General features: G+C 57.0%; 11 protein-coding genes. 2 read left to right on the top strand and 9 right to left on the bottom strand.

All coding sequences use genetic code 11. From position 1 onward, the window contains the following. Positions 1 to 72: 72 nt before the first annotated feature. The gene (locus tag D9N14_RS04460; RefSeq protein WP_290577363.1) at positions 73 to 1,314 is read right to left on the bottom strand and encodes an NAD(P)/FAD-dependent oxidoreductase; all 1,242 of its coding nucleotides are present in this window, start codon (positions 1,312 to 1,314) and stop codon (positions 73 to 75) included. Between the two features lie 178 nt (positions 1,315 to 1,492). On the opposite strand from D9N14_RS04460, the gene D9N14_RS04465 reads away from it, so the two are divergent. Then, positions 1,493 to 1,813, top strand: coding sequence for a 2Fe-2S iron-sulfur cluster-binding protein (locus D9N14_RS04465; RefSeq protein ID WP_290577365.1), 321 nt, complete (start codon positions 1,493 to 1,495; stop codon positions 1,811 to 1,813). A gap of 119 nt (positions 1,814 to 1,932) precedes the next feature. Next, positions 1,933 to 2,595 carry a TetR/AcrR family transcriptional regulator gene (locus D9N14_RS04470; RefSeq protein ID WP_290577367.1) on the top strand — a complete coding sequence of 221 codons (663 nt, stop codon included), beginning with the start codon at positions 1,933 to 1,935 and terminating at the stop codon, positions 2,593 to 2,595. Positions 2,596 to 2,647: 52 nt separating this feature from the next. Here D9N14_RS04470 and D9N14_RS04475 read toward each other — a convergent pair whose 3' ends face one another. The 8 genes from D9N14_RS04475 to D9N14_RS04510 all read right to left on the bottom strand — a co-directional run bounded on the left by D9N14_RS04475 (position 2,648) and on the right by D9N14_RS04510 (position 12,580). Further along, positions 2,648 to 4,435 (bottom strand): cholesterol oxidase substrate-binding domain-containing protein, encoded by a 1,788-nt coding sequence (locus D9N14_RS04475; protein ID WP_290577368.1) that lies wholly within the window; start codon positions 4,433 to 4,435, stop codon positions 2,648 to 2,650. A gap of 63 nt (positions 4,436 to 4,498) precedes the next feature. After that, the gene (locus tag D9N14_RS04480) at positions 4,499 to 6,583 is read right to left on the bottom strand and encodes a CocE/NonD family hydrolase (RefSeq protein WP_290577370.1); all 2,085 of its coding nucleotides are present in this window, start codon (positions 6,581 to 6,583) and stop codon (positions 4,499 to 4,501) included. Between the two features lie 351 nt (positions 6,584 to 6,934). After that, positions 6,935 to 8,020: a sulfotransferase gene (locus tag D9N14_RS04485; RefSeq protein WP_290577372.1), complete on the bottom strand. Its 1,086-nt coding sequence runs from the start codon at positions 8,018 to 8,020 to the stop codon at positions 6,935 to 6,937. Further along, complete coding sequence (locus tag D9N14_RS04490) at positions 8,020 to 8,403, bottom strand: hypothetical protein (RefSeq protein WP_290577374.1); 384 nt, start codon at positions 8,401 to 8,403, stop codon at positions 8,020 to 8,022. Before D9N14_RS04490 ends, D9N14_RS04485 begins: the two co-directional genes overlap by 1 nt. Continuing rightward, positions 8,403 to 8,660, bottom strand: coding sequence for a hypothetical protein (locus tag D9N14_RS04495; RefSeq protein ID WP_290577376.1), 258 nt, complete (start codon positions 8,658 to 8,660; stop codon positions 8,403 to 8,405). Before D9N14_RS04495 ends, D9N14_RS04490 begins: the two co-directional genes overlap by 1 nt. 143 nt (positions 8,661 to 8,803) lie before the next feature. Then, positions 8,804 to 10,141, bottom strand: coding sequence for an arylsulfotransferase family protein (locus D9N14_RS04500; RefSeq protein WP_290577378.1), 1,338 nt, complete (start codon positions 10,139 to 10,141; stop codon positions 8,804 to 8,806). A 211-nt stretch (positions 10,142 to 10,352) separates the two neighbouring features. Next, positions 10,353 to 11,849: a cytochrome P450 gene (locus D9N14_RS04505; RefSeq protein WP_290577380.1), complete on the bottom strand. Its 1,497-nt coding sequence runs from the start codon at positions 11,847 to 11,849 to the stop codon at positions 10,353 to 10,355. An 86-nt stretch (positions 11,850 to 11,935) separates the two neighbouring features. Next, the gene (locus D9N14_RS04510; protein WP_290577382.1) at positions 11,936 to 12,580 is read right to left on the bottom strand and encodes a hypothetical protein; all 645 of its coding nucleotides are present in this window, start codon (positions 12,578 to 12,580) and stop codon (positions 11,936 to 11,938) included. Positions 12,581 to 12,629: the final 49 nt, after the last annotated feature.

The raw sequence follows: 12,629 nt of genomic DNA on the forward strand, positions 1-12,629 counted from the left end.
ATGCATTATATTTGCAAATATAATGCATAATTTATGTTCCGCTCGGTTCTGGTGATCAAAGCGGCTTGTTGCTTACGCAGCTTCGCTGGCTGCCTGCACCAGTTGCACCAGATCCTTGCCGGTATCCGCCAGGTCGTCGGCGCTGATGGACAGCTGCTGCGCCAGGATCTTCTTGGCTTGCATGAATTCCTTGGGGCTGTTGATGCAGTCGGCGGCCAGGATCTTATCCCCCTGCAGGTACCAGGCTACGAACTGGTTGTCATCCGGATTGCCCCGCAACACCACGCGATCATAGCCTTTGTTGAAGCCTGCGATCTGCAGTTTGATGTCGTACTGATCGGACCAGAACCAGGGCATGGCGTGATAGGCCTTCTGATTGCCACAGATGGACGCCGCCGCGGTTTTGGCCTGTTCCATGGCATTGGGCACGGATTCCAGGCGCAGGCGGTAGCCCAACAGATTGTTGGGGTGGAAGGTACAGTCACCGGCTGCCACGATATCCGGGTCCTGGGTGCAGGCAAATTCATCCACCACGATGCCGTTTTCGATCTCGAGGCCGGCTTCCGCGGCCAACTCGGTGTTGGGAATTACGCCGATGCCGATGATCACCAGGTCGGCATCCAGGGTCAGGTTGTTGTTGCACTGCACCTGTTGCGCCTGACCTTCACCCAGAATGGCCTGGGCCTGGGCGTCGGTGATGATCTTTACACCGTGGCTTTCATGCAGTTTGGTGTAGTACTCAGACAGCGCCGGGGCGGTAACCCGCTCCAGAACCCGGTTCATCATCTCCAGTACGGTCACGTCCATACCCAGCTTGCGCAGGGATGCTGCGGTTTCCAGGCCGATGTAACCGCCACCCACGATCACCGCTTTGCCGCCTTCCTTGACGCTGCCCTGAATGGCTTCGGAATCCGCCAGATCCCGCAGATAGTGAACCCCCGGCAGATCTGCACCGGGGATGTCCAGCTTGCGCACCCGCGCGCCGGTGCACAGGGCCAGTTTGGTGTAGGGCAGGGTCTCACCGCTGTCCAGGGTAATGCTCTTGTTGGCGCGATCGATCTTGCTGACGCGGGTATTCAGCTTGAATTCAACGCCGGCTTTTTCGTAAACCGAGGGTTTGAAGATCTCCAATTGGTCTGCGGTTTTCTCTTGCATCAAAAAGGCTTTTGACAGCGGAGGACGATGATAGGGGGCGATGGGCTCGTCGCCGATCACCAGAATACGGCCTTCCCAGCCTTCCTTGCGCACACTATTGGCCAATTGGGCACCGGCGTGACTCGCGCCGATGATGATACAGACTTGTTCTTCACTCATTGGGTTATCCCTCGGACTGCCTTTATTTTAAATATTGAAAAATGAATAGCTGTTGTTGTTGTTAGTATACTGTGTATACTAACTCCATCCAAGAGGGGACAGGGGCCTCAGACCCTATGCCCTAAAGGGTTTTCTAGCAACCGGGACATGATAACAAGAAATGCAGGAGTAGAGAGAGATGCCAACACTAGAGATTACTGATTTAGCGGGAAATGTTACCTCTCTGGAGGCGAAGTCGGGGGAAACCCTGATGGAGGCTCTGCGGGATAACGGCTATGACGACATTCTGGCGATTTGCGGCGGGGTCTGTTCCTGCTCTTCCTGCCATTGTTATATCGAAGACGAGTGGAAAGAAAAACTGCACGCACCCAGTGAAGACGAAATGCAGTTGGTGAGCAGCACCGAACATTTCAAGGACAGCTCGCGCCTTTCCTGCCAGATTACGCTCACCGATGACATGGACGGCATGAAGGTCACCATCGCCCAGCAGGACTACTGATTTTCCACCGCTGGAATAAACCGGCCAGTTCGACGTAACTCTGGCCGGTGAATACAACCTGACCGGTGGTTCTCATGCTGATGCTTTACTGCGCAGTCGCTTTGTAGTGAAATTCACTCATGACCACGACAACCACCAAAAAATCAGCGAAACGGGTTTATGCCGGCCAGAGTGAATCGGAGCGGGTCCATGAGCGTCGGGAGCGCTTTCTGGAAGCGGGCCTGGAGATCTTCGGCCGTCACGGTATGCGTGGTGCTACGGTGCGCAAGCTGTGTAAAGAGGCCGGCCTCACCGAGCGCTATTTCTACGAATCCTTCACCGACACGGAAGACCTGTACTGTGCGGTGTATAACGGCCAGATCAGCTCTCTGACCCAACGTTTCCTGTCAGAATTACCCTCCCTGCCGGAACCTCTGGAAGATCGTATCCGCGTGTGTCTACAGTTGTATTTCTCCCTGATGCGCGACGACCGCATGGTCAGGGTGCTCTACATCGAAAGCATGGTGGGCTCGGATCGCGTCAATGAAATTCTGCACGGTATTGTGCGGGCGCAATCGTCCCTGGCGGAGACCATGCTGAAGGTGGACAATCCGGACCTGAAACTGTCAGCGGATTTCATTGAGGCCATGTCGGCGGCCATCAACGGCGCCTGTTCGGCCACCGCGGTGCAGTGGATGTTGAGTGGCTACAAAATTCCCCAGGAAACCCTGGTGGAAAGCTTGAAGTTGGTGGTGCTGGGTACCATGCGGGAACTGAAAGCCGCCTACGGCGTCGGCTTCTGAAACGAAAAAGGGCCTGCATTGTGCAGGCCCTGGTTGTTTCGGCGGGAACGAATCAGGCCTCCCGTGGGAACAGTTTGTCCAGGTGGCTGTTGCTGAAAATCCCGTGAGGGTCCATGGCATTAAACTGCGCCGCTGCGGTGTGCCAGTTGTTGTCCTCCGGATAGCCTTCGGTCCAGGTGTTGGGGTACACCTCCCGCAGAATTTCGTCGTTGGTCCAGGCGCCGCCAAACTGGCCGTCAGCGGTGTAGGCGTAACTCTTGGTCCATTCCGGACGCACCAAACCATAGCTGGCGTAATTGCTGTAGAACCACTGTTCCAGGCGGGTGTTGAATTCCGCTGCCAGGGGCTGATCCGGGTTGTTATTGATGGCGAACCAGATGATGGTGTCCTTGTCCGGGTGATCCGGGTGCGGACGGGCGCCGGACAGGGTGGGCTCCACCGCACCGGGAACCAGCACTTCGTCGGTGCGCTCCAGGCCGTGGGCGCGAATCTCAACCGGCCCCACGTAAGGGTATTCGTGACGGGACTGGAAGTCTGCCAGCAGTTCGGTGAAAAACTCATACCACTCGGCCAGGGCGCGCTGCAGGTTAGCCCGCGACACAATCAGGCCCCAGGCGGCCACCGTCAGGCGCGGCGTCATGGGCTGCACATAGAGCGTGTTGGTGTAGGCAGAACCCCACAGGTCGTTGATCAGCGTCTCCGGGTCTTCATTGGCCATCATGCTCACCAGGGAATCCACAGAGGTCTTGTTGAACTGGGGCACAATGCGGGGGAAGGTGCGCAGGGTGGAACCCAGCATATCCGCCTGCCAGGCCGGCATGCTGACCCCTTCCGACAGTTGATAGGGTTCGAATACCTCGCGGGCGTGGTCCGGCTTTTCCGGCGTCACGGTCCAGGTCTTCAACCACACCAGATTGTCCGGGTTGAAGGGGTAGTAAATGATGTCCACGGTGCCGTACTGATCCGACAGGTTGGAGAAGGAGTTTTCGGTTTCGTTCTCCGGCAGCGCAAGCACTTCGGCGGCGGTCAGATCCACCCGGCTTTGCAGGCGGATTTTCAGGTTGGGGCCCACCTGGATTTTGACCGCAGTGATGAAGGCCCGGGCCAGGCTGGTGAGCAGGGGGCCGATGGCCGGGTCGGTGCGCTGGTAAGTACGCAGTACATATTCACCCAGGGTTTCGTCCCAGGCCACGGCGGTGATTTCCAGTACCAGGTTGCTGAGGGTGCCCCAGGAATGACCGGGTTGCAGGGTTTCGCCGGTTTTGGGCACGGCGGCGCCGTGGGCGTTCATGGCCAGAACACCGGCAATGGAAACGCCGCCAGGGGCGGTGGTGTGATACAGGCCGAGATCGAATTTCTCCAGCTCAGCACAGATGTCTTCAATAAACGCGCCGGCACCGCAGCTGACGGATTTGACGCTCTCCTCGGCGTTCACCACGATGTCGGTCATGTATTCGTGGGTGTTCACGATCAATATGTTTTCGCCGCTGTGACCGCGGGGAATGAGCGTGGGGGCAAAGCCGTGAGCGCTGCCCATGGGGCGCAGACGATAGCCATGATCCTTGGCCCAGTTGGCGATGGTGAGAACGTCATCTGCATTGCGGGGCGAAGTGAACCAGACGCCCGAAATCTTGGTTTCGCGGGCCCAGTTGATGAACGTTTGCTGGTAGAGCTCGATGCCTTCGGGAAATTCCGGCGGCTCAGGGATAGTATTACTGCCAGAGCCGGCAACGAATTTACAACCGGGCAACAGCGTGGTTGCGGCGGCTGTGGCTGCAGCGCCGCCCAGGAATTTACGACGGCTGAATTCGGGCTGTTGTTGGTTCTTCTCCGCTTTCATGCTTGTTCCTTTGGTTTCCAGTAGTTTGCGAGATTAAGGTGGTTCGTTATTCGTTGCATTGCCTCAGTCCAGAGCCGAAGTGGGTACCATGGGCATCACCACGCTGGATGGATATTCCGGACTGATGTGAATGGTGGTAACACCACCTTCCGCCATGGCCTGGCGCGGATAATTGAGTACCGCCTGCGCCTGATTGCTGGGGCTGATGGAGATCCGCAGCTTGTTGCCTTTGCGGATAATGGCGCTGGTGGGGAATACTTCCACCTGCATTTTCACCACTTCCCCTGGCACCAGCGGCTGGCTGGTCTCTTCCTTGAAATAATGATACGGCTGAATCATGACACCGTTGATGAAACGGGAGCGGGATTCATCCACCAAACGACCGGTTGCCGCCAATTGTCCATTGGTGATGGGCAGCGACTGGCGTGCCGACACCTCTTCAATCTGCACTGACACAACGGCTTCGGTTACGGTGCTTTCAATCCAGATATCCGCCTGGATCGGACCATTAAAGTAGTAATCCTCAGCCATGGGCTCGGATTCAAAAATGACGCGCTGTTGCGGTACCAGGTCGCTGTTGCTGAAGCAGGCTTTGGGCAGGTTCAGGCCCAAAGTCCACTGGTCGAAACTGCGGGAACACTTGGTCCCATCGTTGAGTTGAATTTCGATACCCAGCAGGCCGTTGGCATCATAGCCGTAGCCATAGGGATGCTCCGGCTGGGTCATCTGGGGGCCGGTTTCGACTGCGGTGGGTGGCGTTCGGGTCAGGCCTTCATTTTCCCGCAGATACCAGCGTTCCGGTTCCAGCAGGGGGTGGGGCCAATCGGTTGCAGTGGCATAGTGATCGTTGCGGAATGCTTCCGGCGTGCTGGCGGTGGGGTAGTTCTTCACGTGCTGCACTACCTTGGGCATGGCTTCAATGTTGGTGTCCAGGCCTTTCAGATATTTATCGAACCACTGCAGCAACAACAGGTCCACCGGCGGCACGGTTTCGTTGCCGATGTGGGTGGCCACGAAGTTGATGAAGTGACTGCCGTCATAAATGACCAGACGGGTGTCCACGTTGTTGTTTTTCAGAATTTCGTACATCAGGGGCTCATCGCGCTGGAACAGGTCATGCAGTGCGCCGAGCATGAAGGTGGGCGCTTTGATCTTGTCGAAGTGGGTCATGGGGGACCGCAGCGTCCAGTAATCGGTTTCGTAGTTATAGGTGGGTTCACCGTCGAGGGCTGAATTGATCATGGGCAGAAAGTAGGTCTGCATTTGCAGTACATGATCGTCGGTGGCTTCCAGAATGTGGTTCATGTGCTTGGGGTTCAGCAGGGCGGTGGGCACGTTCTGGGTGGCGGTGAAGTGGGTCAGTTGCAGCCACTTGGCCATGAACAGCCCATTGAGCATGCCACCGATGCCCACTGTGCCGCGCATGGCGTCCCCCAGGGGCAGGCTGGCAAACACGGCGTCCACCAGTTCCGGTCGCAGCTGCGCAGTGAACAGGGAGGTGATGGCCATATAGGAAACACCGGCCAGGCCCAGCTTGCCGTTGGACCAGGGCTGGGAATCCGCCCACTCCACTGCGTCGATGTAGCCGGCCTGCTCATTGGGGCCCAGCAGGTCCCAGCCGCCGCTGGAGACACCGTTGCCGTACACATCCACAGCCACCTGCGCATAACCGCGACGCACAATAAAGGAGTCGGTAACGCCCAGCATCAGGTTGCCCGGTACCTTGCCCAGCATCAGGCTCAACAGATTAGTGTTGTAGGCGGACTGGGTAAGAATCACCGGGAACGGGCCCGGGGCCGGGTTGCCGTTTTCATCCGCCGGCAGGGTAACCCGCACGCCCAGCTTTTTGCCATTGATGGTGTCGATAAACTGCAACGGCAGGTTCACCGCTTTGGGATACTCGGCGGCGCGCTGATAGATGGTGCCGCTGGTTTCCAGCAGGGGGGTGGAGTGCTCGTCGAGGATGATTTGCTCGCTGGCGGGAATCGAGGTTGGCGCGTCGTTGCCGCTATCGGCGCCGCGTGTCGATTCAGGGACCGACCCAGAGTTGGTTTCCGTGGCATCGCCGCCGGAACAGGCCGCCAGCATTCCCCCCAGGAATAATGTTCCCAACAGCAGGGCTGCCGGTTTGGTGAAATTATTGTTCATTGCTACTGCACTTCCCTTGAGAGATTCGCTGCTACCACCGCCGGTGGTGCTGCTTTCCCTTTTGTTTTGTTGTTTGTGTTGTCGATTTGTTGTGACTCAGGATGCTTTTTTGGTTTTAATCTCAGTGGTTTATCCTGATTTTCAGACATTAATAATATTTTTGACAATATGTGTTGTCAATTTTCTGGTGGCTTATTGATCAATCAAAAGCGGGGTGAAATGGGGTGATCCGGCTGTCGGGCTCTGTAATTACAGAGGGTTAGCCTAAGTCGTATCAATAGACGTCGTTTTGTTGGAATTTTGTCAACGCGCAGAGGTTGGTCGTCAAGGATACAGCGAACCGGGAATTGGCTACCCGTTGTGGGCCTGCCGGCAGAGTTCGGTGTAGAGCTGCTGTGCTTCCGCCAGCAGGTCCGGGTCGATGGCGGTGCCGGCCGGGGCGTGGGCTTTGGGTGGGCTTACCCGCTCAGCCTGGGCCAAAAGTGCGGCGGGTTGCTCCAACTCCAACAGTGCCCCCAGGGTGGTCAGGCTGTGGTGGGGGGCTTTGCAAAAGTGGTCAAAGCTGAACAGGCGGATGCGGGGTTCGAGCTGGCTGAGCAGGGTGCGGTAGGTGGCACACCAGTATTGCAGCCAGAAGCTGAGGCTGTCGGCGTGATCCAGGGATTGGGGCTGCATCCAGTTGCCAAAATTGATGGGTTTGAGGTTGGCGCCGAAATCATAGTGCCCGATGCCGCGCATGTAACGGCGGGCAAAAGGGTCGCTCTGATGCAGTTGCAGGAAGCCCAGGTGCTGTCGCAGCAGGGACGCCGCGTGCTGCAATGGTTGGCGGAAGGGCACCAGTACCTGGGCATCGGGAAAACGCTTCACCAGATAGGGCAGGCGGGCAATGTTCATGTTGTTTTTCGACAGGTAGCGGCGGGGCTGGCGTTCGGCGGTGGCGCGCAGCAGCAGAATCTTGCGGATGTGGCGGCGAAAAAACTGCTCGAACTCGGGGTGAGTGAAGCGTGGGTCCCAGGGTTCCACCCAGTGCGCCTGATATTGTTTGGGCCAGAACTCCGCCCACAGGGTTTCCTCAAAGGCTTCGGGGCTTTCCTCGCTCACCAGCATGCCGTCGCCGTGGGCGCGTTCCTTCATTGTGGCTTCACGGCGAAACCAGCGGGACAGCCTCGACCACAGCAGGGGGGTGAGCAGCAGAGGCATGTCGCGGTAAGTGTGGACACCGAACTCGCCGCTGGCTTCCAGCATTTCCAGTAGCAGCGTGGTGCCCGCTCTGGGCAGGCCGGTGACGAACACGGGGCGTTCTGGGGTGATGGGCTGCAGGGCGCCGGCGAACAGTTTGTCTTCAAGGTCAGACAGCGCCACCTGGGCACCGCGACTGGCAAACGCAATGTTGTGAACCCAGCGATCCAACGCGGAGTAGTCGGAGCTGGAATCCACTAGCGTGCCCGTTGGCGCAGCAGGTAAAAGGCCGCGCAGCCAACCACCAGGCTCAGCATCAGAAACGGCCAGCTGAGTGACGTGGTGACCACGGCCTGCAGCGACACCCACTGCAGACGATCCAACCCCCAGATCACCGCCACCGGAATCAGTAACGCCAGACCACTGCCCACGATGATCAGCAGGAACGCCTTGAACAGGCGCACAGAAAAAGCCTGCATGGCCTTTTCCTTTTCCAGGTCGCTGAGCTCACGGCTGTTCAGCGTGGTCATCACCTGGCGGGAGAGGGACATGACCTCGCGACTTACCGCCACCACCCGGAACAGGGTCAGCAGATAAATAAAGGTGCCCAACAATAACAGGGCGAGTACCCAGCTCAACATTAGCCGTTGCGGGTGTGGGTTTCCGCCTGATCGTTGCCATCGATCACTGCGTCGTCTTCAATGCCGGGGCTGCGGCGACCACCGATGAGGCGCTTGATGGGATACCAGAAGAAGCCCACAAAGGCGACGAATACGGCCAGTAACAACGCCAACAGCGAACCGATAGCGGATAATCCGGCGCCTGGGCCGACGTAAGCGCTCGCCAGTGAAGGGATGGCGGCCAATAGAATCATTGGGATCAGATTTTGAATTTTCATATTATTGAACTCCTTGGTCGAAGTACTTTTGTGTATTTCCCCGCTTAATACTTCAAACTGCTTATCTAAACAGGTTCAGTGTTGCGTGTTCCTTCATTTCATGTTGCTGAGTTGCATGATGGTGAACGACGAATCGAGACGGCCTAAGAGGCTTCGCATTGCTGGCGTGCCCGGCCGAAAAAATCCCCATTCATTTCCGGCGGCAGGCGCTCAACTTCCTCCATGATACCAAGCCAGCCCGGTTCGACAACGTTATACATCTCCCAGACGATCTCACCGTTGCGATCCACTTCCAGGGCACGTCCCAGTCGGCTTTCGGAAATCAACAGGTTACCGTTGTCCAACCATTGATGTTTGCCCATTATATTGGTGAAAAAAAGTTGTTGCTTCGTCCCTTGGTAGGGGATGGTGGTGAGGTTCGTGCTGACGTCCTTCACCAGGATGCGGCTGGCAGGGTGGTCTCCGTCTTCGCGTCGTGATGTGTTGTGATTGTCGAACACAGAAATGCGATTGCCATCGAGAAAATCCGGATCGTGCTGGCGCACAAATTCGTTGCTCAGGCTGTATTTCAGTTGCCAATGTCGGTCGAATACCAGCACCGTGTTGGTGTTGCGCAGGGATATCATGATGTCGCCTGCCACAAAATGCCCTGGCTGCAGATCACGGCTGAACACTTCCACATCGTTCAGGTGCAGGGTGTCACCCTGGCTGTAGGGATACCAGTTATCCAGGCTGGTCTGGTACAGGGCGCCGTCCAGGTTGTTGTCCCGCAGCAGGTCAAATACGGACTTTTCCTGCAGTATCTGGCCATCGGCGGCCACCTGCAGGATCATGGGTTCGACAAAATTCGGTTTATACAATGGTAAATCCGGGTCTGGCTGGGTGTGGTTGCGCTGGGCCGAGACCCAGATCGTTTCATCGTCGTCGATAAAAACGGAATGGTGGGTGCGATAGGGCAGGCGCCACACCACGTTGCCACAGGCATCCAGCCGCACCAGGCCCAGGTGTTCAAAGTTAAACACCAGATCCCCGTTGGACAGAATCTCCGCGCCGTGAATGTGGGTACCGGGGCGGTCCTTCGGAATTTCAATCCAGTACAGGTAGGCCGGTGGCTCAGGCCAGATATCCCACCACTGGATGGACCAGCTCTGCACCGGGTTGGCATCCGCATCGATGACGGTTACGGCCAGGGTGTGGTCGCCCTCCACGGTCACGGTTTTGGTCAGCCCCGGAGCCATGCGTTCGACCTGTTTAACGGTGATGGTCTCGGTTTGCGGGGATTGGATGTAGAACCAATACAGGGATTTGTTTTCCGGCATGAGATAACGCAGGGATTCCGCCGCTTCGATCAGGGTGTAATAGGGAAAGGTGCGGTTTAGGGACGCATACATGCCATAAATCACACTGATGAACACCAGTGCGAACAGGAACATGATGCGGGGAATCCAGTTGAGGATCGAATTGTGTGAGCCGGACTTCATAGTGAACCTTTAACGCCAATGCTTTTTTTGTTTTTTATCAGGCAATGGAGTGGGGTGTCGCGGGGTTAACTCTCAAGCCTTCCATGCATTAATTGATTACTAAAGCAACATTGATGCGACGAGCCCCTGTTATAGGGGCTGCTGCATTCAGTTGCAACCGTTGTTCCCAAGAAAGCGCGAAGAGTTGGCAGTTTTTGCGGCGTTGGCCGTTTTAATAGGCGGGTTGCGCGAGTTTGGGCTCGGTGCGGGCATGGGGATAGTCGGCATTGTGCGGGCGAATCCCGGTGACCCGTACGATAACGCCCGCTTCCGGTTCTGTCTGGCCACCGATTTGGCGGGGCGTGGGCCATTGGTCGGTATGGGCGTGCACGGAATCAAAGGTCACCCGGCGCGCGAACTCCGCAAAGATGATGCGCAATTGCTGGCGTGCCTGATTCATGCCCACGCAGGCCCGCCGACCGCCACCGAAAGGAAAGTATTCGTTGGGGCCAAATTTGTTTCCTTCCAGCCAACGCTCCGGCCGGTATTCCTCAGCATCTTCGCCATAGACACGGCGATTGCGCTGGGTGAGGTAAATACAGGGGAATACGCAGGCGCCTGCTGGAATGAAAGCGTCGCCAATGCGGGTGTCCTGGGTCAGCCAGCGCACGGTACCCACGGCGGACGGGGTGAGCCGCTGGGATTCGTTAAGGCAGGCGGTGAGGTAGGGCAGCTCGGCTATTTTCAAAGGATCGAAATGGCCTTCGGTGGCGATGCTGGCTTGCACTTCCTGGCGGATTTTCTGTAAAACATCGGGCTTTTTCAGCAGCCACAGCATAAACCAGGCAGAAGTGGCGGCACTGGTTTCGTGGCCGCCGATGAGCAGCCCCACGGTTTCCGAAATCACCCGCTCTTCCGCCAGCAGGTTGCCGTCTTCATCGGTGGCGCGGGCCACAATGGATAACATGTGGGATTCATTGGCGTCCATGCGTTTGCGAATGGCGCGGATATCCTGCCGGATCAGGTCAGCCAGTTGTACTTTCAGGTCGATGGCCTGCTTCCAGGGGAACAACCCTTTTTCGCCATTACCAAAATCACGCTGTTGGGTGCGCTTCAGGTATTGTTTGTTGAGCATGCCTCGGTAGCGTTTGGCCCCGATCATGGACCCGATGGCAAAGTTGGCATCGCTGCAGGCGGATAACAGCCAGCCCAGCATCAGGCGCTTGTAGTTGTCTTTGCGATCGCCCTGCCGCAGATTGAATACGGTGTAGCAGATCACGTCCAGGGTGATGTCGCCCACCAGTCTGGGGATGTTGAACTCATCCCCCACCATCCAGGAATTGATGTGCTCGGTGACGATTTCATGCATCACCCCGGCACGGTCTTTCAGTCGGTTTGTATTCAAGGGCGGGATGATCATCTTGCGGGAATCCTGATGGGCTTTCTGATTCAGGAACACCGTGTTGTCTTCGCCCACATCCATGGGCAGTTGGGTTTTGGAGGCGTCGTACTGTTCCGGCTTGAGGGAGAAAACATCCTTGATGGCTTGCGGGTCGCTGAGGATCACCATGGGGCCCTGGCCCGGCAAACGCAGGGTAAAATAGTCACCGAATGCCTGCTGCTGTTGTTTCAGATAATCCCACAGGCCGTATCCCATGTTCATGGCCTGCTTCACTTTCATGTCTTTGGGGCCGGGGGGCAATTGTGGTTTATTGGTGGTGGCCGTCATCGTGATTCTCCGTATCCTGGATGCGTTGCGGGAGTATCAACGCCGCCGGAGACCGGCTCCGGCGGTGGTGTGGGCGTACGCCGGGATCAGTCGTCGGCGTCCTGCAGTTCCTGTTGTTTTTTCATGTTGTCCCAGAAACGCTGTGGTACGAATTCGTTGGGTACTTTCACAAAGCTGGCTTCGGTAGGATCGCCATTGGTGTAGGATTGTTCGCCGCAACCCATGCCGTCTTCGTCGAAGATAAAGAACAGGGCCATGCGGATGGTGAGCATGTACACGGCGTCTTCGTCATCCGGCTCAATGCCAAAGGCCACTGGCAACATGGCGCCGGGATACATCTGGTGCACGTTGCCTTCCAGCACCAGGGTGTCTTCACCGACGATGAACTTTTCCAGCTCCAGGTGGATCACGAACAAGTTGAAGGTGACCAGGTTGCCATAGAATACGCACAGCTCGTCGTAGGACTGGGGCTGGATGCCTTCCATCAGGCCGTCGTCGCCTTTACCCCAGCGGCGATAGTCCTGGCGGCGGCGGGAGCAGGACGCCATCAGCGTCTCGAAATCCCCTTTGCACTCAGCGGAGGCGTGATCCACAAAGTTCTGGCAGATCAGTTTCTGACGCTCGGTAACGCACTTGGGCAGGATGTTGTCGCGGACATAATTCGCCAGGTAGTCAGGATCGAATTGCTCAAACGGAATGGGGCGCTCGGGTAGGGTTTTGCCAATGTACATGGATTCCTCTCCTACAGTATTTCTCGTTGTTTTTGTCTTGTCTTGGCTT

The sequence above is a fragment of the Ketobacter sp. genome (assembly GCF_003671495.1).
GTDB lineage: Bacteria > Pseudomonadota > Gammaproteobacteria > Pseudomonadales > Ketobacteraceae > Ketobacter.

Bases quoted from the DNA above. Each gene is read 5' to 3' on its own strand.
- D9N14_RS04510 (WP_290577382.1), bottom strand. From the start codon at position 12,580: ATGTACATTGGCAAAACCCTACCCGAGCGCCCCATTCCGTTTGAGCAA.
- D9N14_RS04470 (WP_290577367.1), top strand. From the start codon at position 1,933: ATGACCACGACAACCACCAAAAAATCAGCGAAACGGGTTTATGCCGGC.
- D9N14_RS04500 (WP_290577378.1), bottom strand. From the start codon at position 10,141: ATGAAGTCCGGCTCACACAATTCGATCCTCAACTGGATTCCCCGCATC.
- D9N14_RS04480 (WP_290577370.1), bottom strand. From the start codon at position 6,583: ATGAACAATAATTTCACCAAACCGGCAGCCCTGCTGTTGGGAACATTA.
- D9N14_RS04490 (WP_290577374.1), bottom strand. From the start codon at position 8,403: ATGTTGAGCTGGGTACTCGCCCTGTTATTGTTGGGCACCTTTATTTAT.
- D9N14_RS04460 (WP_290577363.1), bottom strand. From the start codon at position 1,314: ATGAGTGAAGAACAAGTCTGTATCATCATCGGCGCGAGTCACGCCGGT.
- D9N14_RS04495 (WP_290577376.1), bottom strand. From the start codon at position 8,660: ATGAAAATTCAAAATCTGATCCCAATGATTCTATTGGCCGCCATCCCT.
- D9N14_RS04465 (WP_290577365.1), top strand. From the start codon at position 1,493: ATGCCAACACTAGAGATTACTGATTTAGCGGGAAATGTTACCTCTCTG.
- D9N14_RS04505 (WP_290577380.1), bottom strand. From the start codon at position 11,849: ATGACGGCCACCACCAATAAACCACAATTGCCCCCCGGCCCCAAAGAC.
- D9N14_RS04475 (WP_290577368.1), bottom strand. From the start codon at position 4,435: ATGAAAGCGGAGAAGAACCAACAACAGCCCGAATTCAGCCGTCGTAAA.